General features: G+C 62.6%; 18 protein-coding genes. 11 read left to right on the top strand and 7 right to left on the bottom strand.

Annotated elements, in window-relative coordinates:
• Window positions 1-329: 329 nt before the first annotated feature.
• The 5 genes from HX873_RS04605 (at window position 330) to HX873_RS04585 (ending at window position 6,156) form a co-directional block, all read left to right on the top strand.
• The gene (locus tag HX873_RS04605; RefSeq protein WP_003213417.1) at window positions 330-1,781 is read left to right on the top strand and encodes a sodium:alanine symporter family protein; all 1,452 of its coding nucleotides are present in this window, start codon (window positions 330-332) and stop codon (window positions 1,779-1,781) included.
• 77 nt (window positions 1,782-1,858) lie between these two features.
• Window positions 1,859-2,836 (top strand): asparaginase, encoded by a 978-nt coding sequence (locus tag HX873_RS04600; RefSeq protein ID WP_177122425.1) that lies wholly within the window; start codon window positions 1,859-1,861, stop codon window positions 2,834-2,836.
• Window positions 2,837-2,886: 50 nt separating this feature from the next.
• Window positions 2,887-3,879 carry an AraC family transcriptional regulator gene (locus HX873_RS04595; RefSeq protein ID WP_102604046.1) on the top strand — a complete coding sequence of 331 codons (993 nt, stop codon included), beginning with the start codon at window positions 2,887-2,889 and terminating at the stop codon, window positions 3,877-3,879.
• 154 nt (window positions 3,880-4,033) lie between these two features.
• Window positions 4,034-5,068, top strand: a complete 1,035-nt coding sequence (locus HX873_RS04590) for a histone deacetylase family protein (RefSeq protein WP_177068618.1) — start codon at window positions 4,034-4,036, stop codon at window positions 5,066-5,068.
• Window positions 5,065-6,156, top strand: coding sequence for a polyamine ABC transporter substrate-binding protein (locus HX873_RS04585; RefSeq protein ID WP_093203570.1), 1,092 nt, complete (start codon window positions 5,065-5,067; stop codon window positions 6,154-6,156). Before HX873_RS04590 ends, HX873_RS04585 begins: the two co-directional genes overlap by 4 nt.
• 21 nt (window positions 6,157-6,177) lie before the next feature.
• Here HX873_RS04585 and HX873_RS04580 read toward each other — a convergent pair whose 3' ends face one another.
• Window positions 6,178-7,740 carry a PLP-dependent aminotransferase family protein gene (locus HX873_RS04580; RefSeq protein WP_177054865.1) on the bottom strand — a complete coding sequence of 521 codons (1,563 nt, stop codon included), beginning with the start codon at window positions 7,738-7,740 and terminating at the stop codon, window positions 6,178-6,180.
• A gap of 90 nt (window positions 7,741-7,830) precedes the next feature.
• Here HX873_RS04580 and HX873_RS04575 point away from each other — a divergent pair, with 90 nt between their 5' ends.
• The 3 genes from HX873_RS04575 to HX873_RS04565 are packed head-to-tail and all read left to right on the top strand — an operon-like array spanning window position 7,831 to window position 9,594.
• Window positions 7,831-8,466, top strand: coding sequence for an FMN-binding negative transcriptional regulator (locus HX873_RS04575; protein ID WP_177020310.1), 636 nt, complete (start codon window positions 7,831-7,833; stop codon window positions 8,464-8,466).
• Complete coding sequence (locus HX873_RS04570; protein WP_003213433.1) at window positions 8,463-8,909, top strand: GNAT family N-acetyltransferase; 447 nt, start codon at window positions 8,463-8,465, stop codon at window positions 8,907-8,909. Before HX873_RS04575 ends, HX873_RS04570 begins: the two co-directional genes overlap by 4 nt.
• A gap of 13 nt (window positions 8,910-8,922) precedes the next feature.
• Entirely contained in the window at window positions 8,923-9,594 is a 672-nt protein-coding gene (locus HX873_RS04565) for a GNAT family N-acetyltransferase (RefSeq protein WP_102370186.1), read from the top strand.
• Between the two features lie 199 nt (window positions 9,595-9,793).
• Here HX873_RS04565 and HX873_RS04560 read toward each other — a convergent pair whose 3' ends face one another.
• Entirely contained in the window at window positions 9,794-10,069 is a 276-nt protein-coding gene (locus HX873_RS04560; RefSeq protein WP_087694596.1) for a helix-turn-helix domain-containing protein, read from the bottom strand.
• A gap of 87 nt (window positions 10,070-10,156) precedes the next feature.
• Between HX873_RS04560 and HX873_RS04555 the strand changes: the two genes are divergently transcribed.
• Both HX873_RS04555 and HX873_RS04550 read left to right on the top strand, forming a co-directional pair.
• Window positions 10,157-13,129 carry an autotransporter domain-containing protein gene (locus HX873_RS04555; RefSeq protein ID WP_177122424.1) on the top strand — a complete coding sequence of 991 codons (2,973 nt, stop codon included), beginning with the start codon at window positions 10,157-10,159 and terminating at the stop codon, window positions 13,127-13,129.
• A 111-nt stretch (window positions 13,130-13,240) separates the two neighbouring features.
• A complete protein-coding gene (locus HX873_RS04550) occupies window positions 13,241-14,569 on the top strand; it encodes an autotransporter domain-containing protein (RefSeq protein WP_003213438.1) in 1,329 nt (442 codons plus the stop codon).
• Between the two features lie 69 nt (window positions 14,570-14,638).
• Here HX873_RS04550 and oadA read toward each other — a convergent pair whose 3' ends face one another.
• Both oadA and HX873_RS04540 read right to left on the bottom strand, forming a co-directional pair.
• Window positions 14,639-16,447: a sodium-extruding oxaloacetate decarboxylase subunit alpha gene (oadA, locus tag HX873_RS04545; RefSeq protein ID WP_177122423.1), complete on the bottom strand. Its 1,809-nt coding sequence runs from the start codon at window positions 16,445-16,447 to the stop codon at window positions 14,639-14,641.
• An 11-nt stretch (window positions 16,448-16,458) separates the two neighbouring features.
• On the bottom strand, window positions 16,459-17,874 hold the full coding sequence (locus HX873_RS04540) for an acetyl-CoA carboxylase biotin carboxylase subunit (RefSeq protein WP_003213442.1): 1,416 nt from the start codon (window positions 17,872-17,874) through the stop codon (window positions 16,459-16,461).
• Window positions 17,875-18,068: 194 nt separating this feature from the next.
• Here HX873_RS04540 and HX873_RS04535 point away from each other — a divergent pair, with 194 nt between their 5' ends.
• Entirely contained in the window at window positions 18,069-19,043 is a 975-nt protein-coding gene (locus HX873_RS04535) for a LysR family transcriptional regulator (RefSeq protein WP_003213443.1), read from the top strand.
• On the opposite strand, the gene HX873_RS31705 is transcribed toward HX873_RS04535, so the two are convergent.
• The 3 genes from HX873_RS31705 to HX873_RS04525 form a co-directional block, all read right to left on the bottom strand.
• On the bottom strand, window positions 18,973-19,170 hold the full coding sequence (locus HX873_RS31705) for a PA3496 family putative envelope integrity protein (RefSeq protein WP_003213445.1): 198 nt from the start codon (window positions 19,168-19,170) through the stop codon (window positions 18,973-18,975). The two genes, HX873_RS04535 and HX873_RS31705, sit on opposite strands and share 71 nt — an antisense overlap.
• Window positions 19,171-19,392: 222 nt before the next feature.
• The gene (gene hexR / locus HX873_RS04530; protein WP_003213447.1) at window positions 19,393-20,259 is read right to left on the bottom strand and encodes a transcriptional regulator HexR; all 867 of its coding nucleotides are present in this window, start codon (window positions 20,257-20,259) and stop codon (window positions 19,393-19,395) included.
• 162 nt (window positions 20,260-20,421) lie between these two features.
• Window positions 20,422-23,295: a GGDEF domain-containing phosphodiesterase gene (locus tag HX873_RS04525; protein WP_177122422.1), complete on the bottom strand. Its 2,874-nt coding sequence runs from the start codon at window positions 23,293-23,295 to the stop codon at window positions 20,422-20,424.
• Window positions 23,296-23,531: the final 236 nt, after the last annotated feature.

Below are 23,531 nucleotides of genomic sequence, written 5' to 3'. Positions count from 1 at the left end.
GGCTCGTTCTTCAGGCCCTTTTTTTTGCCTCAAGGTTGTGAAATGACGCCAATAAAAACTCCAAGATCGCCCAACAAACCCGCCTTGCCCGTAACGCCTTGGCTGAAACCTTTAATCGCCTCGTGCAGACGGATCACCCACTCCTAGGTATAGTGCCGCCCCTCTTCGCGTCAGCGGTCGTCGGTAACGAGACCCTGGGAAGCGCGAAACCGCATGAATAACAACACCCGCAAAAGGATTGGGGTCGAAGCGTCGTGCACTGCCTGGTGCCGAGCGATGCGTCGGACCGTCCTGCGTTTGCCATTAGAAAAATCAGCGAGGAACACTCCATGCTAGAAGTCATCAACGACTTCCTCTCAGGGAAAGTATTGATCGTGCTCATTGTCGGGCTCGGTGGTTACTTCACGATCCGCTCGCGTTTCGTTCAGTTGCGTCACTTTTTCCACATGTTTTCGGTGTTTCGCGACAGCCTGAAAAGCAGCGCCGGCCAGCTCAGTTCGTTCCAGGCGCTGATGCTCAGCCTCGCCGGGCGCGTGGGTGCCGGCAACATCGCAGGCGTCGGCATTGCCGTGACCCTGGGTGGCCCGGGCGCCGTATTCTGGATGTGGGTCACCGCACTGGTGGGCATGTCTTCGAGCTTTATCGAGTGCTCCCTCGGCCAACTGTACAAACGCACCGACGCTGAAGGCACCTACCGTGGTGGCCCGGCGTATTACATCCAGCACGGCCTGCACAAACGCTGGCTGGGCATGGTGATGGCGTTCCTGCTGCTGGTGACTTTCGGCTTCGCCTTCAATGGCCTGCAAGCCCACGCCGTCACCCACTCGCTGAACAACGCGTTTGGCCTCGACACCACCTACACCGGCCTGGCCCTGGCGGTGTTGCTGGGCCTGGTGTTCATCGGCGGGATCAAGCGTATCGCCTCGATCGCCGACCTGCTGGTACCGGTCAAGACCCTGGTCTACATCGCGGTGACCCTGTACGTGATCGTGCTGCAATTCGACCACGTGCCGGCCATGCTCGCGACCATCGTCAAGAGCGCTTTCGGCCTCGACCAGGCCTTCGGTGGCCTGGTGGGCAGCGCGATCATCATGGGTGTGAAACGCGGCGTGTTCGCCAACGAAGCCGGCCTGGGCAGTGCGCCTAACGTGGCGGCAGTCGCCTCGGTTGAACACCCGATCGCCCAAGGCGTGGTTCAGGCGTTCAGCGTGTTCCTCGACACCTTCGTCATCTGCACCTGCACCGCGCTGCTGATCCTGCTCTCGGGCTTCTACACCCCGGGCTTTGAAGGCGACGGCATTGCCCTGACCCAGAACTCCCTGGCGGCGGTGGTGGGTGACTGGGGCCGGATGTTCATCTCGGTGGCCCTGGCGTTGTTCGTGTTCACCTCGATCATGTACAACTACTACCTCGGCGAGAGCAACCTGCGCTTCATCGTGGGCGACAACCGCAAGGTGCTGATGGGCTACCGTGCGCTGGTGCTGGTGCTGATTTTCTGGGGTTCCATCGAGAACCTGAGCACCGTGTTTGCCTTCGCCGACATCACCATGACCATGCTGGCGTTCGTCAACCTGTTCGCCCTGGCGTTCCTGTTCAAGATCGCCATGCGCATCCTGAATGACTACGACGGCCAGCGTGCTGCGGGCATCAAGACCCCGGTGTTTGATTCCAGCAAGTTCCCGGACCTGGACCTGGACCGCAAGGCCTGGCCGGCAAATCCGGTGAAGCCTGAGCCAGCCGCTCAAGCGACCGCAGAACTGAACGCTCAAGCGCAACGCTAAACCTAGATAGATGACACGCCGCCCGGCCTTGGGCATGCTCTGGGCCCGGCGGCGTTTTTCGTTCAGGAGATTCTTCAATGCAACCAGCCAACAACGTCATGGTGCTCTACACCGGCGGCACCATCGGCATGCAGGCCAGCGCCAACGGCCTGGCCCCCGCTTCGGGGTTTGAAGCGCGCATGAGCGAAGCCCTCGCCCAACTGAATATGCCAGCCTGGCGCTTTCGGGAAATGTCCCCGCTGATCGACAGTGCGAACATGACCCCCGCCTATTGGCAGCGCCTGCGCGTCGCCGTGATCGAGGCGGTGGACGAGGGTTGCGACGCCGTACTGGTGCTGCACGGCACCGACACCCTGGCCTACAGCGCTGCGGCCATGAGTTTCCAACTGCTGGGCCTGCCCGCGCCGGTGCTGTTTACCGGCTCGATGCTGCCGGCCGGTGTGCCCGACAGCGATGCCTGGGAAAACGTCAGCGGTGCGTTGGCAGCCCTGGGCCAAGGCCTGGCGCCTGGCGTGCAACTGTACTTCCACGGTGCACTGATGGCCCCGACCCGTTGCGCGAAAATCCGCAGTTTTGGTCGCCACCCGTTTGCCGCGTTGCAGCGTAACGGCGGCGTCGCCCAAGCCGAGTTGGTTCCGGCGGCGCTGCATTACCGCCAGGCCAAGGCGCTGGCCAATGTGGGTGTGCTGCCACTGGTGCCGGGCATCGCCGCCGCGCAATTGGACGCGTTGATCGACAGCGGCATCCAGGCGCTGGTGCTGGAATGCTTCGGCAGCGGCACCGGACCGAGCGACAACCCGCAGTTCCTCGCCAGCCTCCAGCGCGCGCAGGATAACGGCGTGGTCGTGGTGGCAATCACCCAATGCCATGAAGGCGGTGTGGAGCTGGACGTGTACGAAGCCGGCAGCCGCCTGCGGGGCGTCGGGGTGTTGTCGGGTGGCGGGATGACCCGTGAAGCCGCGTTCGGCAAGCTCAATGCGTTGATCGGCGCCGGGCTGGACACCGCCGAAATCCGCCGCCTGGTCGAACTCGACCTGTGCGGCGAACTGAGCTGACCGGCATATAACTTGCTCCTCTTCCAGCCATCCCCTGGCTGGAAGCACCCATGTTGCACTCCCACCTCACCACCCTCAATGCCGTCTCGTTGGTGCTCAATACCTTCAAGGCCGAAGGCCAACCCGCCGAGGCCTTGCTGGCCGGCAGCGGTATTTGCGCGGCGGACTTGAGCCGCGCCGACACCCGCATCACTACCAACCAGGAGATGCGCGTGTGCGCCAACGCCGTGGCCCTGCGCCGGGATATCGGCCTGGAGCTGGGCCGGCAAATGCACGTTTCTTCCTATGGCATGCTCGGTTACGCACTGCTCACCAGTGCCACCTTCGGTGACGCTTTGCGCCTGGCGCTGCGGTATCCGGCGCTGCTGGGAACACTTTTCGAGCTGGACCTTGAGGAAGACGGCACGCGCATCTGGTTCAGCGCCGCGGATTACCGGGAAAATCCGGCGCTGGAAATGTTCAACGTCGAACTCTGCCTGGCCTCGTTGAAGGTGATCTGCGACGACCTGCTGGGGCATGCCCTGCCGCTGCTGGGGGCGCGCTTTGAACACGACGCCCCGGATTACCGCGCACGGTACGCCGAAATCTTTGCCTGCCCGCTGCAATTCGGCGCCATCGCCAACGCGTTTGCCTTCGACCGAAGCTGGCTGGACCAGCCCCTGCCACTAGCCGACGCCGTCACCCACCAGGCCATGGCCGAGCGCTGCCGCAAGCAAAACACCGAGTTCACCGGGCGCCAGGCCTGGCTGGGCAAGATTCGCCACCTGCTCGCCAGCCAACTCAGCGCCGCGCCGGGCCTCGACGGCCTGGCCGAGCAGATGAACTGCTCCCCGCGCACGCTACGCCGGCACCTGCATGACTTGGGCTGCAGCTATCAGGAGTTGCTGGACGAGCTACGCTTCGAGCGGGCCAAGCGATTGCTGGGCGAGGATGAGCTGCCCATTTACCGAATTGCCGAGGCGCTGGGCTTCAGCGAAACCGCGAGTTTCCGTCACGCCTTTGTTCGCTGGAGCGGCGTCGCACCTAGCCAGTTCCGCCCCTGAAGCCACTTGCTGGGGCACGGCCGCGCCATTTCGGGGCGAATTGCGGTCACACACTTTGGCCATATTTATCCCCTTTTGGCCGCTCCTGCCATTCTCATTAATCCCACCCGCCGCAAGACTGGACTCACCGATTCAGCCTGCGGAGAACAACAATATGCTGACGATCTACTCGGACGATCACCACCTGCACCATGGCCGGTGCGAGTTGATGGACGGGCAACTGATGCCCTGTTTTGAAATGCCCTCGCGCGCCGACCATGTATTGCAACGGGTCAAGGACCGCGAACTGGGCCCGGTGCAAGCGCCTGAGGATTTTGGCCTGGCGCCGCTGCAACGTATTCACAGCCCCGCGTACCTGGACTTCTTCAAAGGCGCCTGGCAACGCTGGACGGCATTTGGCCAGGACGGAGACTTGCTGCCCTACACCTGGCCCGCACGCACCTTGCGCCGGGTCATCCCCTCCAGCCTGCACGGCCAGCTCGGCTATTACAGTTTCGACGGCGGCGCACCGATCACCGCCGGTACCTGGCAAGCGGCCTACAGCGCGGCGCAAGTCGCTCTCACCGCGCAACAGGCGATCCAGCAAGGCGCCCGCAGTGCCTTCGCCCTGTGCCGTCCGCCCGGGCACCACGCCGCCAGCGACTTGATGGGCGGATATTGCTACCTCAACAACGCGGCGATCGCAGCCCAGGCGTTTCTCGACCAAGGCCACACAAAGGTGGCCATCCTCGACGTGGACTACCACCACGGCAACGGTACCCAGTCGATTTTCTACGAGCGCGACGATGTGCTGTTCACCTCGATCCACGGCCATCCGGAGGCGGAATTTCCGTTCTTCCTGGGCTACGCCGACGAGCTGGGCGAAGGCGCCGGTGAGGGTTTCAACTTCAACTATCCGTTGCCCGCAGGTTCTGGCTGGGACCGCTGGAGCGCCGCCCTGGAGCAGGCCTGCGGGGACATCGAGCGCTACGGCGCCGACATCATCGTGGTCTCGCTGGGCGTCGACACCTTCAAGGACGACCCTATCTCCCAGTTCAAGCTCGACAGCCCCGACTACCTGGCGATGGGCGCGCGAATCGCCCGCCTCGGCAAACCGACGCTGTTTGTGATGGAAGGCGGCTACGCCGTGGAAGAAATCGGCATCAATGCCGTCAACGTTCTCGAAGGTTTTGAGGGATTCGCCCAATGAACATGCTCAAGCATCTCGTCCTCTGCGCCGCCGTGCTGAGCGGGGCCGCGCACGCCGAAGAAAGAACCCTGCGGGTCTACAACTGGTTCGACTACATCACGCCCAAGGCCCTGGAGGATTTCAAGGCGCAGAACCCCAGCGTCAAGCTGGTCTACGACATCTTCGACACCAACGAAGCCCTGGAGGCCAAGCTGCTGACCGGCAACTCCGGCTATGACGTGGTGGTGCCGTCCAACGTGTTCCTGGCCAAGCAGATCGAAGCCTCGGTGTTCCAGCCGCTGGACCGCAGCAAACTGCCCAACTGGAACCACCTCGATCCCAAGTTGATGAAGCTGATCGAGGCCAACGACCCCGGCAATAAATTCGCCGTGCCCTACATGTACGGCACCATCCTGATCGGCTTCAACCCGGACAAGGTCAAGGCCGCGCTGGGGGCCAACGCCCCCGTGGACAGCTGGGACCTGATCTTCAACGTCGAGAACATCAGCAAGCTCAAGCAATGCGGCGTGGCGCTGCTGGATTCGCCGTCGGAAATCCTGCCCCTGGCCTTGCAACACCTGGGCCTGGACCCCAACAGCAGCAACCCGGCGGACTATGTCAAAGCCGAAGCATTGCTGATGAAGATCCGCCCGTACATCACCTATTTCCACTCGTCCAAGTACATGGCTGACATTGCCAACGGCGACATCTGCGTGGCGGTCGGCTATTCCGGCAGCTTCTCCCAGGCCGCCAACCGCGCCAAGGAAGCCAAGAACGGTGTGACCGTGGACATGCGGCTACCCAAAGAAGGCGCGCCGATCTGGTTCGACATGCTTGCCATCCCCAAAGGCGCCAAGGACCCGGAAGACGCCTACGCCTTTATCAACTACCTGCTGCAACCGGGCGTGATCGCGCCGATCAGCGATTTTGTCGGTTACCCCAACCCCAACAAGGACGCCACCGGGTTGGTGGATCCGGCGATTCGCAACAACCCCAACCTGTACCCGACCGAGGCGGCCATGGCCACGCTGTATACCCTCAAGCCCCTGGGACGTGACGCCGAACGAGCCAGGACCCGCGCCTGGACCAAGATCAAGTCCGGCACCTGATCGGTTGCCGCCGGTTGCGCCTCAGTGCGCAACCGGCGCGCGCCAAACCTGGCCCAAGCGCTTCAACGCCTGGCTGATCTGTGCCTCGGGCACGGCAGCAAACCCCAATACCAATCCGGCACGCTGATCCTGCGGCGTGAGTGACTCCGGCAACCAATAGCTGCTCAAGCCATTGACCTCCACACCCACTGCCGCCGCCTGTTGGATCAGCGCCTGTTCCCGCGCCAGGCTGTCGACCCGCACGGTCAGGTGCAGCCCGGCCGCCACCGACGGCAGGCGGCCAACGCCTTCAATGTCGGCAGGCCATTCGGCCAATAGCGCATTGAGCCGGCTCTGCGCGGCGCGGCGCATGCGGCGTACATGGCGCTGAAAATGCCCGGTCGCCATGAACTCCGCCATCACCGCCTGAGTGCTGACTTCCGAGTGGCGCACGTCCACCGCGCGGCGCCGGGCAAAGGCCTGGACCAGGCCGGCCGGCAACACCAGGTAACCCAGGCGCAGCGCCGGAAAGGCCACCTTGCCGAAAGTCCCGACATACAGCACCCGCCCCGTGCGATCGAGGGCCGCCAGTGGCGCCAGGGGCGCGCCGCTGTAGCGGTACTCACCGTCGTAGTCATCCTCGACGATCCAGCCGCCCGTACGCTCGGCCCAGGCCAGCAGTTCCAGGCGCCGGGCCAGGCTCATCACCACGCCGGTGGGGTATTGATGGGACGGGGTGACGTAGGCCAGGCGGCAACCGCCGAGGCGGTTCAAGGCTGCGCAGTCGATGCCCTCGCTGTCCACCGTCACGCCATGCAATTGGCCGCCCGCCACCGCGAACGCATGGCCTGCTGCCCGATACCCCGGATTCTCGATGGCAACCTCATCGCCGGGCTCCACAAGCAGCTGTGCACAAAGGCTGATTGCCTGCTGCGCGCCACTGGTGATCACTATTTGCTCAGCCGTGCACTGCATGCCGCGAGAACTGCGTAGATAGGCCGCAATCAATCCACGCAGGCGCGCGTCGCCCGCCGGGTCGCCGTAACACAACTGCTGCAAGTCCGGCTTGCGCCAGAAAGCCGCATTCAGCTTGGCCCACACGTCAAACGGGAACAGATCGAAAGCCGGTACGCCCACCCGGAAGGCCCTCGGCGGACCGCTGGGCGGAAGCGCCAAATGGTTGTTTTCCACCCGCGCCAGCGCACCGCTGTGGATAACTTGACTGGACGAAAACACAGGTAAATCCGGCCGCTTTGTGGATAAACCTGGGGATAAGCCTGTTGATAACCCTGTGGACACTTTTGTGGATAGTTTTTTTGCGGGCGTCGGCGTCTGCGGCAATTGCGCCACATAGGTGCCATCACCCACGCGGCCCTCAATAAATCCTTCGGCGTACAGTTGGTCGTAGGCGCGAACCACACTGTTGCGCGAGATCGATAGCGCCGCCGCCAGGTCACGGCTGGCGGGGAGCCGGGTGCCACTGACCAACCGGCCATCCAGTACCCGCTGGCGCAGCGCCTGATAGAGCTGGCGGGTGAGTCCCTGGCGGCGGTCCAACTCGATACCCGCCGGGTTGAACGAGAGCGGTGGTTCTAACGCAGGCATGGAATTGGACCTATAAAATTGACTGTAGATGGCTCTTACAACGAACCAATAGCCTGCCTAGGATGCAGGCATTCGCCAAGGAAAATCTTCATGTACACACCACGCGCCTTTGCCCTCGATGACTTGCCCGAAATCCAGCAACTGATCCAGCACACGCGCCTGGCGCAACTGGTGACCTTGGGCGAACAAGGCCTGCAAGCCAGCCATTTGCCGCTGCTGCTCAACCCGGATGAAGGGCCCAACGGCACCCTTTACGGGCACATGGCCAAGGCCAATCGCCAATGGCAGGACCTGCAAAATGGCGGCGAGGCCCTGGTGATTTTTGCCGGCGCCGAGGCCTACGTCAGTCCGTCGTTCTACCCGGCCAAGGCCGAACACGGCAAAGTGGTGCCGACCTGGAATTACATCGCGGTACACGCATACGGCACCGGCGAAGTGTTCACCGACGCCGAGCGCCTGCTCGAACTGGTCAGCGCCCTCACCGACCGCCATGAAGGCAATCGCGCCCAACCCTGGAAAGTCAGCGACGCCCCGGCCGACTACATCGACGGCATGCTCAAGGCCATCGTCGGCTTTGCCCTGCCGATCCAACGCCTGGAAGGCAAACGCAAACTCAGCCAGAACCGCAGCCCGGCGGACATCGCCGGTGTTCGCGACGGCCTGGCTGCCAGCACCGACGTACGCGACCAGACCCTCGCCCGCTTTATTCCCAAGGAGCCATCATGAGCCAGATCGAAATCCGCCAGGTCAGCGCCGCCGACCACGCCGCTTGGTTGCCCCTGTGGCAAGCCTACCTGCGCTTCTACAACACCGAACTGCCCGACGCCGTCAGCCAGAACACCTGGCAACGCTTGATCGACGCCAATGAGCCGACCCACTCGGCCCTGGCCTGGCAGGACGGCAAGGCCGTAGGCATGGTCAATTTCATCTACCACCGTTCCAACTGGAGCATCGAGAACTCCTGCTACCTGCAGGATTTGCTGGTAGATCCGGCCCAGCGCGGCACCGGCGTCGGCCGCAAGCTGATCGAATTCGTCTACGCCACCGCCAAGGCCGACGGTTGCTGCAAGGTCCACTGGCTGACCCACGAGACCAACGCCACCGCCATCCAGCTGTACGAACGCATCGCCGAACGCCCCGGCTTTATCCAGTTTCGCAAAGGTCTTTAAGGAGAAGCACAGCATGACGACATCATTGGCCGACTGGAAAGGTGTCCCGGCGCCCACCGTCACCCTTATCGAAGGGCGCTTCGTGCGCCTGGAAAAACTCGACCCCGCCCGCCACGGCGATGACCTGTTCAACGCCCTGCAAGGCCCCGGCGCGGATCCGAAGCTGTGGGACTATTTGCCTTACGGCCCATTCCCCGAGCGCGCCGCCTTCGATGCCTGGCTGAACAACCACGCGTCCCACAGCGACCCGTACTTCTTCAGTGTGATCGACAAGGCCAGCGGCGAGGTGCAAGGCATCCTCAGCCTGATGTCCATCGTGCCCGAGCAAGGCCGCATTGAAATCGGCCACGTGACCTTCGGCGCACCGATGCAGCGCTCACCGAAAAGCACCGAGGCGGTGTACCTGCTGGCCAGGCACTCGTTTGAGCTGGGCAATCGCCGCCTGGAGTGGAAGTGCAACAACGCCAACGCCCGCTCCAAAAACGCCGCCGAGCGTTTGGGTTTCAGTTTTGAAGGGGTGTTTCGCCAGCACACCGTGGTCAAGGGCCGCAACCGGGATACGGCGTGGTACTCGATCCTGGATGGGGAATGGCCGGCGATTGGGGCGGGGTTTGAGCGGTGGCTGTCAGATGCCAACCAGACCGGTTCGGGACAGTTGAAAACGCTGGTGGAATGCCGTACCTAAGCCACCCTGCCACCCCCTGACAAATGTGGGAGCGGGCTTGCTCGCGAAAGCGGCGTATCAGTCACAAATGTATCAACTGACCCACCGTCATCGCGGGCAAGCCCGGCTCCCACATTGTATCTTCAGCGTATCCGGGCCTTGTGCTCAGCCGAGGCGAATAGGCGAGCATCTATATCAAACACCACGCCATCGCCTTTTCCTACAAGCTTCTGCGAACCTTCACCACTCCCATCTTCAACCCAAACGGCCTGAACACTGCGTTCAACGACTTCAGCGTCTGATTGCCCTCGCCATGTTCGATATGCACCAGCGTGCGTACGGAGATTTTGCACATCTTGGCAAACTGGCTCTGATGCAACCCAGTGACTTCCGTTCGCAGCCGGCGTACCGCCTCGGCTATTTCCAGCGTTCCCTCGGCCAATGCATCCTGAATGCTTTCGATCAACCGGGTTCGTTCTTCAACCGTCAGGCTCATTTCAATCCCCGTCACCTCCCCGCCATCATTCTGTAAAAAACCTCCGCTATACAGGTCGACTCTTTTCCAAAAACAAGGTCGCCCGCCATGCCCCCTTCGCCCCAGCGCCTTGCGCTCACCCTCGGCCTGCTGGTCAGCAGCGGTTTTGTCGATGCGGCGCCCGCGCCAACCAAGACGCTGCAGATCGACACGCCCACCACCACCGGGCAAACCCTGGGCGGTAGCGACTCGCTGACGATTTCGGCACCGGGCAGTATCACCACCTCCAAAGTCGCGGTGACCTTGAAGGACGGCACCACCGGTAATGGCGTGGTGATCGACAACTCCGGCAGCATTACCTCCACGGGTGGCCGGGCCATCGACAGCAGCGGCAGCCTCACCGGCGCGCGCAACTACAGCATCTACAACCGCGCCGGTGGCGTGATCCAGGGCGCCAACGACGCGCTGCGCATCGACAGCAACTTCGCCAGCGGCAGCCTGTTGATCGACAACAGCGGCACCATTCGCTCCGCCACCGGCCAAGGTCTGGACCTGGATGCGATCCGCAGCTCCAACGTCACCACCACTATCATCAACCGCCAGGGCGGGCTGATTCGCGGTGACGCCAGCGACGGCATGAAGACCGGCGGCAACGCTACGATCACCAACTACGGCGAGATTTCCACCGGCGACACCCACTCGCGCGATGACAAATTCGACGGCGTCGACATCGACTCCGCTACTGGCGTGACCGTCACCAACTACGGCCTCATCTCCGGCGGCCGCCACGGCATCACCACCGACCTGGGCGCCACGCTGACCAACTACGGCACGGTAATCGGCCGCAACGGCTCGGGTTTTGGTTCCGACGGCGATGGCACGGTGATCAACCATGGCACTATTACCGGCGCATTTTCCGGACTGCAGCCGGACGGCGACGGTGACGGCGTGGACATCGACAAGATCGCCCACATTGAAAACTACGGCATCATCCAGGGCGTCGGCGCCGGCGGTGTCGACAAGAACGGCTTTGCCAACGGCAGCGAAGGCATCGCCCTCGGCGGTGGCTACGTGTTCAACGGCGTGGGTGCATTGGTAAGCGGTGCCAACAACGCGGTGCTGGTGGACGACGGCAGCGACGGCCCGGGACTCGCTGCAACCACCCTGATCAACCATGGCACCATTCAGGGCCTGAACGGCTTTGGCGTGAAGTTCGTCGGCGAGTTTGCCGACACGGTGGTCAACGCCGGCGTGATCAGCGGCAGCAACGGCCTGGCCCTGGATTTGGGCGGCGGCGATGACACGCTGACCCTGCTCGGCGGCAGCCGCTTTGTCGGCGTGGTGGATGGCGGCACCGGATATGACCGCGTGATCATGGACGACGCCGCCGGCGGCAGTTTCGGCGACAGCCGCAACTTCGAATGGCTGGACGTGAAGCAAGGCACCTGGACCCTCACCGGCAGCGGCGACTTCAGCGACGGCGGCGAGATTTTCAGCGGCGCCAAGCTGATCAACCAGGGTGGGATCGCTGGCAACCTGACCGTCGATGAAGGCGGTATTTATGCCGGTGGCGGCAGTGTCGGCAGCCTGTTGGTCAAAGGCACCTTGCAGACCAACACCGCCCTCGGCACCGCCAGCATCACCCGCGACCTGACGATGACCAGCGGCTCGACCCTGGCCTATGGCGTGAATGCCGACGGCAGCAGCGCACCGGTCCAGGTCGGCGGCACCGCGTACCTGAATGGCGCGACCCTGGCGGTCAATCCCGGCACCGGCACCTACCCGTGGCAGAGCCACTACACGGTACTGCAGGCCGGCAGCATCAATGGCACGTTCGGCAAGGTCACCAGCGACTATGCCTTCCTCACCCCCACCCTGGATTACAGCCCTACCCAGGTCGGCCTGACCTATTCCCGCAATGACGTGGCGTTCAATCAGTTCGCCAACACCGGCAACGGCACCCGCGCCGCCAACGCCCTGGCGAGCCTGGGCAAGAACAACGCGTTGTACAACGCCTTGCTCAACACCACCAACAGCAGCGCCGGTGCCGCCATCGAGCAATTGGCCGGCAGCAGCACCGCCAACCTGACCAGTGCCACCCTCGGTGCCAGCGCCCAGGTCGGCAACAGCATGTTGAACGCCATGCACCAACTGGGCGGCGGTGCCGGACTGCTGGTGGGCCTTGATCAAAAAGACACACCCGTACTGGCCGCCACCGGCGTACCCGCCGAAGCCCGTAACCTCAACGACCCCAATGCCCGGGGCCGCCTGTGGCTGCAAGGTATCGGCAGCTACGGCAAGCTCGACGGCGACCACGGCAGCAATGGCCTGACCCAGCGCACCAAAGGCAGCGTGCTGGGGGCCGACTGGGCGCTCGATTCGGACTGGCGCGTGGGCGTGCTGGGCGGTTATTCGAAGACCGACCTGGACACCACCGGCGTCGACGGCAGCGTCGACAGCTGGCACGCCGGCGTCTACGCCATGCGCCAGAGCGGACCGCTGGCCTTGCGCCTGGGTGCTGCGTACAGCGGGCACCAGGGAGACAGTAAACGTACGGTGGCCTTTGACGGTTTCAACGATCGGCCCAAAGGTGACTACGACGCCAACAGCCAACAAGCCTTCGCCGAACTGGGTTATGCCATGGGCAGCGGGCGCCTGAGCGCCGAGCCGTTCGCCAACCTCGGCTACCAGCGCTACCACCGCGACAGCTACAACGAAAAAGGCGGCGCCGCCGCCCTGCATGTCGACGGGCAAACCCAGGACAATTTCAGCAGCACCTTCGGCCTGCGCCTGGCGCACTTGAGCCAGCTGGACAACGGCATCAGTCTCACACCGCGGGTCAGCGCCGGCTGGAAACACACCTACGGCGACGTGGACAGCAGCACCCGCCAGGCCTTCCTGATGGGCGGCACCGCGTTCAACGTCGAAGGCAGCGCCCTGGACCGCGACAGCCTGTTGCTGGAAGCCGGGCTGGATGTAGGCCTGTCGGCACGCCATACCCTCGGCGTGGGCTACAGCGGCGAAATAGGCAGTAACAGCCGCAATCACGGGCTGATCGGGCAATGGCAGATGAGTTTTTAATCGCGGCCCACTAGAGACATCTCTGGCAGGCAAAGGGTGGATGGCCTGACATTTATCCGCCCTTTACCCCGCTAGATTTCCCGACCTCATACATCAAGAGGTCGGACCTGCATGCCACTCCTTCAGAAACAACTCGCACTCGCCATCACCTTCGCGCTGGGTGCCACCAACGCTCAATTCGTCCAGGCGCGAGGGGACATCGATCCAGACAGCGAGTGGTTCATCCCGGCGCCAGAGGCCGGCCAGCAAGGCCACCAGCGCCCCAAGCCACCCAAGCCCACTCCCGACTTTAACTTTACCGACCACGCCACCACCCGTAACGGCCAGCAGGTTGCCCGCGTACTGGACTCTGCCGTGGACACCCTCATCAAGTCGGGCGAACTCAATGAGTGGCAAGAGTACGAACTGGACAATATCGCCCGGGAACTTGGCAGGCTGGCACCGGGCCGTGTGGGTGCAGTTCTGGAGCAACTGGCAGGCAGCCAGAACGCCAACCTTGGCGCCGCCACTCAAGACAGCATGAAACAGCTCAACAGCAGCCTGCTTTCAGTCATGCGCCGGACAGGCGACGAACGCAACCTTACGGATGCCGAAGGCAATGGCCACGTATGGTTCCAGGCCCTGGGCAACGCTGGCAAGCTTGAAGGACAGCACGGTAGCGTGGGCCTGCAGCAACACACCCAAGGCCTGATGCTGGGCGGCGACTGGGCAGTGGACGATGCCTGGCGGGTGGGTGTGATGGGCGCCAAGTCCGCCAGCGACCTGAACGCCAAACGCTTCAAGGGCGAATTGGACAGCTGGCACCTCGGCGGTTACGCCGTGCGTCAGGACGGCCCCCTTGCATTGCGCCTGGGGGCGATCTACAGCAGCCATGCCGGCCAAACCCAACGCACCGTAGACTTTGATTTCGTTGAGCGCCGCGAGCAGTCCAAAGGCAAATACAACGCCCAAAGCCAGAACGCTTTCGCCGAGCTGGGCTATCAACTGGACAAGGGCAGTTTCAGCGTCGAACCCTATGCGGGGATCGGCTACCAGCGCTATCACCGCGACCGCTACAAGGAAAAAGGCGGCTTTACAGCGCTGAATGTCGGCGCCCAGACCCAGGAAAACCTCAGCAGCACCTTCGGCTTGCGCCTGGCCAGTGCCTTTACGCTGGACAACCAGATGGCCCTCAAGCCGCACCTGAGCACAGGCTGGAAGCACCTCTACGGTGACGTGAGCAGCACCGTGCGCCAGTCCTCCGCGTGGGTAAAACGGCCGGGCTTCAACAGTGACTTCACCATCGAAGGCACCTCCCTGGACCGCGACAGCCTGGCGCTGCACACCGGGGTGGACCTGGCGCTGTCGACCCGGCACACCGTGGGCCTGGCCTATACCGCCGAGGTCGGCACCCACAGCCGTAACCAGGGTTTGCTGGGCCAGTGGACCCTGGCGTTCTGATTATTGCGGGCAAAAAAAAGGGGGCACATGCCCCCCCGAGGTTTAAGCGGTAGTTTCGAAGGCTGTTGATCAGCCTTCGATTTCAATCAGGATTTCACCCGGGTTGACCCGGTCGCCCTTGGCCACGTGTACGGCGGTGACCTTGCCGGCGATCGACGCCTGTACTTCGGTCTCCATCTTCATCGCTTCAGTGATCAACACAGCCTGGCCGGCCTTCACCACGTCGCCTTCCTTGACCAGCACGTCGACGATGTTGCCCGGCATCGCCGTGCTGACATGGCCTGGCGCGGTGGCGTGCTTGCGCTTGCTGCCGCCACTGCTGACAAACTCGTTGAGCGGCTCGAACACCACTTCTTCCGGCATGCCGTCGATGGACAGGTAGAAGTGGCGCTTGCCTTCGGCCTTGACGCCCACCCCGGTGATGTCCACGCGATAGCTTTCGCCGTGCACGTCGATCACGAACTCGGTCGGCACACCTTCACCACCGGCACGGGCCACGCCGCCGGCTTCAGGAATCGGCAACAGCACTTCAGGGCTCAAGGTGCCAGCGTCGCGCTCTTCAAGGAATTTGCGCCCGATGTCCGGGAACATCGCGTAGGTCAGTACGTCTTCTTCGGACTTGGCCAACGCGCCGATTTCGCCGCGCAACTTGGTCATTTCCGGCTTCAGCAGGTCTGCCGGACGGACATCGATCACCTCTTCGCTGCCGATGGCCTGGCGCCGCAGTTTTTCATTCACGGTGCCCGGCGCCTTGCCGTAGCCGCCTTGCAGGTACAGCTTCACTTCGTTGGTGATGGTCTTGTAGCGCTCGCCGGCCAGCACGTTGAAGAACGCCTGGGTACCGACGATCTGCGAAGTCGGGGTGACCAGCGGCGGGAAGCCAAGGTCTTCACGAACCCGCGGGATTTCGGCCAGCACTTCGCTCATGCGGTTCAGCGCGCCCTGCTCTTTCAGCTGGTTGGCCAGGTTGGAAATCATCCCGCCCGGTACCTGGTTGACTTGCACGCGGGTGTCGACGGCGGTGAATTCGCTTTCGAACTGATGGTACTTCTTGCGCACGGCGTAGAAGTACAAACCGATTTCCTGCAGCAGTTCCAGGCTGAGGCCGGTGTCGAATTCGCTGCCTTTGAGGGCCGCGACCATCGACTCGGTACCCGGGTGGCTGGTGCCCCAGGCGAAGCTGGAGATGGCGGTGTCGATATGGTCGGCACCGTTTTCAATGGCCTTGAGCTGGCACATCGAAGCCAGGCCCGCAGTGTCGTGGGAGTGGATGAAGATCGGCAGGCTCTGCTCGGCCTTCAGCGCCTTGACCAGCTCGCCGGTGGCGTATGGTGTCAGCAGGCCGGCCATGTCCTTGATCGCCACCGAGTCGCAACCCATGGCTTCCATTTGCTTGGCCTGGGCCACGAACGCCTCGATGGTGTGCACCGGGCTGGTGGTGTAGGCGATGGTGCCCTGGGCATGTTTGCCGGCGGCTTTTACCGCTTCGATGGCCACTCGCAGGTTACGCACGTCGTTCATCGCGTCGAAGATGCGGAACACGTCGATACCGTTGACAGCGGCCTTGGCGACGAAGGCTTTGACCACATCGTCGCTGTAGTGGCGGTAGCCCAACAGATTCTGGCCACGCAGCAGCATTTGCAGGCGCGTGTTGGGCAACGCCGCGCGCAGTTTGCGCAGGCGCTCCCACGGGTCTTCTTTCAGGAAGCGTACGCAGGCGTCGAAGGTCGCGCCGCCCCAGACTTCCAGGGACCAGTAGCCGACTTTGTCGAGCTTGTCGCAGATCGGCAGCATGTCGTCGGTGCGCATGCGGGTCGCCAGCAACGATTGGTGGGCGTCGCGCAGGATGGTGTCGGTTACGAAGATCTTCTTGCTCATTCTTATATTCCTCACAGGCCTGCGTGGGCGGCGATGGCGGCGGCGATGGCCAGGGCCAGCTCTTCGGGTTTGCGCTTGATCGAGTAGTTGGTCAGCTCAGGGTGGCTTTCCACAAAACTGGTGTTGAACTGGCCGCTGCGGAATTCCGGGTTGCGCAGGATTTCCTGGTAATAGGCGGCGGTGGTCTTCACGCCTTGCAGGCGCATGTCGTCCAGGGCGCGCAGGCCGCGGTCCATGGCTTCTTCCCAGGTCAACGCCCACACCACCAGCTTCAGGCACATCGAGTCGTAGAACGGTGGGATGGTGTAGCCGGTGTAGATCGCCGTGTCGGTACGCACGCCGGGACCGCCGGGTGCGTAGTAACGGGTGATCTTGCCGAAGCTGGGCAGGAAGTTGTTCTTCGGGTCTTCGGCGTTGATGCGGAACTGCAACGCAAAACCCCGGTGCTGAATGTCTTCCTGCTTGACCGACAGCGGCAGGCCCGACGCAATGCGGATCTGCTCACGCACAATGTCGATGCCGGTGATTTCTTCGGTAATGGTGTGTTCCACCTGCACCCGGGTGTTCATCTCCATGAAGTACACCTCGCCCTCGGCGAGCAGGAACTCCACGGTGCCGGCGTTCTCGTAGCCCACGGCCTTGGCCGCGCGCACCGACAGGTCGCCGATGTAGGCACGCTGTTCAGGGGTCAGCTGGGGGCTAGGGGCGATCTCGATCAGCTTCTGGTTACGGCGCTGGATCGAGCAATCGCGCTCGAACAGGTGCACCACATTGCCGAAGCTGTCACCGAGGATCTGCGCCTCGATGTGCTTGGGATTGACGATGCATTTTTCCAGGAACACTTCCGCCGAACCGAAGGCCTTGGTGGCTTCGGAAATTACCCGGGGGAAGGCTTGTTCGAGTTCTTCACGGCTGTTGCAGCGACGGATACCGCGACCGCCACCACCGGAGGTGGCCTTGAGCATCACCGGGTAACCAATGCGGTCGCCTTCGGTGAGGGCTTCAGCGATGTCGGCAACGTTGCCTTCGGTGCCCGGGGTCACCGGCACACCGGCCTTGATCATGCTGCGGCGGGCTTCGGTCTTGTCGCCCATGCGGCGAATCACTTCGGCCGATGGGCCGATGAACTTGATCCCACGTTCGGCGCAAATATCTGCCAGCTCGGCGTTTTCCGAGAGGAAGCCGTAGCCGGGGTGTAGCGCGTCGCAACCGGTTTCCACCGCCAGGTTCACCAGCTTGCGCGGGTTCAGGTAACCGGCCAATGGCTCGGCACCGATGCTGTGGGCTTCATCTGCACGCTTTACATGCAGGGCATGGCGATCGGCATCGGAATAGACCGCGACCGAACGAATGCCCATCTCGGCGCAGGCACGCACGATACGTACGGCAATCTCACCACGGTTGGCGATCAGGATCTTTTTTATCACTTGGAAATTCCCTTGAGCCGATTGCTACCTACTTCGACCCTGGAAGCGGGTCGGCGCGTGACCAAATGTTTCATGGCAGTCGCGTGACACACACTATGCCCCTGCAGGGATTAACAAAAATCAATAATTATTGGGTTGTGTATAAGCAAAGACTTATAGTCGTCGCATCAAGGGTCGGCGGGAGTGCTTGAACTATGCGTAAGTCATTGATGCGTATGACATTGCGTCAATTGCAGATTTTCAATGAAGTCTGTGATTTGCGTTCCTACAGCCGCGCAGCCGAGGAAATGTCCCTCACGCAACCGGCAGTTAGCCTACAAATCAAGCAGCTGGAGGAGCTGCTGGGCCAGCCATTGTTCGATTACGTCGGCAAAAAGCTCTATATGACTGAAGCTGCTGAAGCCTTGCAACGGGCCAGCCGGGACATTTTCGGCCGCCTGGAAAACCTCGATATGCAGCTCTCCGACATGCAGGGCTCGTTGCAGGGCCAGCTGAAACTGGCGGTGGAATCCAGCGCCAAGTACTTCGTGCCGCACCTGTTTGCCGCCTTCAAGCGCCAGCATCCGGAGGTCAACCTGCACCTGACGGTGGTCAACCGCGCCCAGGTGATTCGCCGGCTTTCAGACAACCGCGACGACCTGGTGATCATGTCGATGGTGCCCCAGGACATGGGCCTGGAATTCCTGCCGTTCCTGAACAACCCGATTGTCGCGGTGGCACCCCACGATCATCCGCTGAGCCATCAAGGGCCGTTGCGCCTGCAGGACCTTGAGCCTTACACGCTGCTGTTGCGCGAGCCGGGGTCCGGGACGCGGATGGCGTGCGAAGAGTATTTCAAGGAGAAGCGCGTGCACTTCACCCAGACGGTGGAAGTGTCTTCGGCCGAGGCGCAGCGCGAGTGCGTGACCGCCGGGTTGGGCGTGGCGCTGCTGACGCGCCACGCGGTCAACCTGGAACTGGCCACCGGCGGGCTCAGGGAGCTGCCGGTGGAAGAACTGCCGCTGTACCGCAGTTGGTGCCTGGTGCAGGCCAAGGCCAAGCGCCTGTCACCGGTGGCCCATGCATTCCTGGGCTTTATCCGCAGCGAGCGACTGCAGATCAGCGCGCTGGCTGAACGCTTCGCTGGGCAGCCGCGGGTGCCTGCCAGTGGAGTTCCGGATAGTCACTGATGCTCTGTTGCAATTGACGCTGATCGCAGCGGTCTTCAATTGCGCGACGGAAGGCCATGCGGCGCTGGTCTTCCTGCTGGCGGCGGGTCTTGACGGTGCTGTTGCTTTCTTCGTATTGCCGAGCCATTTCGAGTCTCCCAATGCGAGTAAGGGGAGTTCAGGATGGGCTCGGGCAATGACGGTTTGGCGGCACGGGGATGACAGGACGATGAATCTTGCGGGGCAGGACCCAATCAAAATGTGGGAGCGGGCTTGCTCGCGAATGCGGTGGGCCAGCCAGCATATTCAGTGACTGACACTTCGCATTCGCGAGCAAGCCCGCTCCCACAATTGGTCCGCGTACAAACTATCAGTCGTCGAGGGCTTTTACGGACTTGGGTGACAACCGAAGGCTGCGCAAGCTGCGCTTCACGCTCTTGAGGTGGTTGACCAGGCTCGGGCCGCGCGCCATGGCCACGCCCATCGCCAGCACGTCGATCACCACCAGGTGGGCGATACGCGAGGTCAGCGGCGTGTAGATCTCGGTGTCCTCGTGTACATCGATCGCCAGGTTGACGGTCGACAGCTCTGCCAATGGCGTCTGGCTCGGGCACAGGGTAATCAGGGTCGCGCCGCTTTCACGCACCAGGTTGGCGGTGATCAGCAAATCCTTGGAGCGGCCGGACTGGGAAATGCAGATCGCCACGTCGCTGGGCTTCAACGTCACCGCCGACATCGCCTGCATGTGGGGGTCGCTGTAGGCCGCCGCCGTCAGCAGCAGACGGAAGAACTTGTGCTGGGCATCGGCCGCCACCGCGCCGGACGCGCCGAAACCATAGAACTCCACGCGCTGGGCCTGGGACATGGCGGTCACGGCTTTTTGCAGCTCCACCGGGTCGAGCTTTTCGCGCACTTCCATCAGGGTGTGCAGGGTGGTGTCGAAGATTTTCAGGCTGTAGTCGGCGACGGAATCGTCTTCGTGGATCGCAAACTGGCCAAAGCTCGCACCCGCTGCCAGGCTCTGGGCCAGCTTGAGCTTCAAGTCCTGGAAACCGGAGCAACCGATGGCGCGGCAGAAGCGCACGATGGTCGGCTCGCTGATGCCCACGCTGTGGGCCAGGTCGGCCATGGAACTGTGCATCACGGCCGCAGGGTCAAGCAGCACGTGATCGGCAACCTTGAGTTCCGATTTGCGTAACAGGTGGCGCGACTGGGCGATATGTTGCAACAGGTTCAAAGGGCTGGACTCTTGTTATTGGCAGACGCCAGGGATGTAGCAAGCTTGTAGTTATACTACAAGAATTACCGATTTGCCCGTTCGATGCATCACTTAATCACGCTGCTGCCCGCTGATTCAGCGGGCAGGCTCGATGTAGCCCCGCGTGCGGCTTGGGCTCAACTATGGAAAATCGGCATTTTTTCGTAACAAATCCGCCAAGCCATCCGCTTCCACCGGCCGACTGATCAAATAGCCTTGCACCTCGTCGCATTGCTCATCCCGCAAAAAGTCCAGCTGCTGCTGATCTTCCACACCCTCGGCCACCACCTTGAGCGACAGCCCGTGGGCCATGGCAATGATGGCGCGGGTGATCGAGGCATCTTCGCGTCCCTGGCCCAGGCCGCGAATGAACGTCTGGTCGATCTTCACGTAGTCCACGGGGATGCGCTTGAGGTAACTGAGGGATGAGTAACCGGTGCCGAAATCATCAATCGCCAGCTTCACTCCCAGGTCGCGCAGTTGCTGGAAGGTCGAGATGATGTGCTCGACGCTGTCGAGCAGCTGGCTTTCGGTCAGTTCCAGCTCCAGGTATTGCGGATCGAGCCCGGTTTCTTCCAGCACCTGGCGCACCAGGCTGATCAGCTTGCCCTGGCGCAGTTGGTGCACCGACAGGTTGACCGACACCCGAATCGGCGCCAGCCCCTGGCGTTGCCATTCACAAGCCTGCCAGCACGCCTGGCGCAACACGAACTCCCCCAGCGGCACGATCAGGCCGGTTTCTTCGGCCAGCCCGATAAAGTCGCCGGGCGGCACCATGCCCCACTGCGGATGTTCCCAACGAATCAATGCTTCGGCCGCATTCAGCTTGCCACTGGCCAGGCACAGTTTGGGTTGGTAGAACACCGTAAGCTGGCGCTCATCAATCGCCTTGCGCAGCTGGTTTTCCAGCTGCAAACGTTCCAGGGTGCTGGCCTGCAGGCTGTCGGTGTAGAACTGGAAGTTATTACCGCCCAGGTGCTTGGCGTGCTGCATGGCCATGTTCGACTGGCTGACCAGCGCGGATATTTCCCGCGCATTGTCGGGCAACAGGCTGACGCCCATTGAGGCACTGACCACCAGCTCGTGCCCTTCCACCGTCACCGGCACCCGCAACTTGGCCAGCAACCGCGTGGCCACCCGCGCCAGGCTCGACAGGTTGCCGTAGGCGTCGAACAGCACGGCGAATTCATCGCCAGAGAGCCGCGCGATGGTGTCGGCCTCAGGCAAGGCGTTGATCAAGCGGCGGGCCATTTTCTGCAACAACTGGTCGGCCACTTCATGCCCGAGGCTGTCGTTGAGCAGCTTGAAACGGTCCAGGTTGATATGCAGTAAAGCCAGGCTGCGGCCACCCTGGCGCACCCGCTGATGGGCTTCGCGCAACCGCTCGCGGAACAGCGAGCGGTTGGCCAGCCCGGTCAATTCGTCGTAGTGCGTGAGATAGCGCATGCGCTCTTCGGATTCGCGGCGCGCAGACAGATCGGCGAAGAAGCCCACGATATGGCTGACGTTTCCCCGAATATCCCGGACTACATTCAGTTGTAGCCATTGCGGGTAGAGTTCGCCGTTCTTGCGGGTCTCCACGAGCTCGCCCTGCCAGGTGCCGTGGCTGAGCAACGCCTGGCGGATCACCGGGAAGTGGCGCCGTGCGTCGCGGCTGCTGGGCAGCTCCACGACATTGCGCCCGATCATGTCGTCAATGTCGAAGCCGGTAACGCGGCTGAATGCCTGGTTGACGGCTATCAGCACGTAGTCCGGGTCGAGGATCACAATGCCTTCGCTGGCCGCCTCAAACACCGTCGATGCCAGGCGCTGCTGTTCTTCCAGGACCTTGCCGGCGCTGATGTCGCGGCGGGTACCGAGCATCCGCGTGACGCGCCCGCCTGCCGAGCGCTCCACGGCGCGGCCACGGTCCTGGATCCATACCCAATGGCCATCGCCATGGCGCACCCGGTATTCCACCAGGTAGTCCTCGCTGCGGCCTTTAAGGTGCTCCACCAGCGCGCGCTTGAGCAGCGGCAAGTCGTCCGGGTGCAGGCGTGGCTTGAGGTGGCTGAGCATCGCCGTGACGTATTCCGGCTCCAGGCCGAACAACTCCTTGAGCTGCGTGTGGTGGACCTCATCGGTTTGCAGGTTCCAGTCCCACAGACCCAGTTCGCTGGCCTGCAACGCCATGGCCAGACGCGCCTCGCTTTTGCTCAGGGCCAGGCTCGCCGCGTCCAGTTCCTGACTGCGCTGATCGACGCGTTGCTGCAGGCCGATCTGTGCTTCGCGCAACTCTTGTTCGACCTGGCGCCGCTGCTCCACCTCACGCACCAGTTCCTGGTTCAGTTGCTCGCTGCGTTGCTGCGCTTGCTGCAGGTGCTCGATCAACGCCTGGTTCTGGAAGCGCCTGAGCAGCCCGCGCTGGATCAGGCGATTGACCTGCCATGCCACCAGGCTCAGGGATGCCAGCAGAATCAGGCCCAGGCAACCCCAGCCTTGCTGTTGCGGGTCGCCGCTCCAGAATAAATAGAGGATGGCCGGCACCAGGCAGGGCGCGGCAAACGACAGGAAAGCCGGCAGGCTGACGGCATAGGCCACACTGGCGGACAAGGTCGCCGCGCCGAGCAGGCCGAACACCCAGGCCTGCTGCGCAAAGCTGTCCACCGGTACCAGGGCGATGGCAGCACTGGCCAGCGTCAAGCCGCTGACGGCCGAGCCCAGCAGGAACATGCGTCGCCAGATCGGTTGCGCCTGGCGGCTGGGCATGGCGGAATCGAACGCCGCCACCTGAATTACCCGCAAGGCCACCAGCGCCAGCAGCCATACCAGCCAAATGCTGTCCAGCAGATAGCGCTGCGGGCTCCAGAGCAACCAGGCGCAGACCAGTCCATTCACCAGCATTAATAAAGTAGGCAGCAGGGAGCCTTGGTAAAGCAGGCGCGTGCGCTCCACCGCCATCTCCATGGCGTAGTGCTTGCGGATAACCTGCGCCGGCGCCACGGAGGGTCCCGCCAGGTCAATGCTAAGGGTCATAGGCAGTGTTCTTATAATGGTGAGCCCGAAACGTCGACGGAGCATACACAAGCAAACGCTCGGGCCAAACTGCCCCAAGTCATAAAAACAGCGCGACAATCAGGCGCAAACCTTGGAGCCAGACAGCTTGAGTGAGACAGGGCGCGGGCTGTGGGCGATGACCGACCGGTCATCACCGTGAATAGATTGTTGCCTTATCCTGTGTCGACGCAGAAGTTTTCCCGTGACCACCCGGC

Source organism: Pseudomonas sp. P7758 (genome assembly GCF_013386485.1).
Taxonomy (GTDB): Bacteria; Pseudomonadota; Gammaproteobacteria; order Pseudomonadales; family Pseudomonadaceae; genus Aquipseudomonas.
This window is presented reverse-complemented; position numbering and strand designations above follow the sequence as displayed.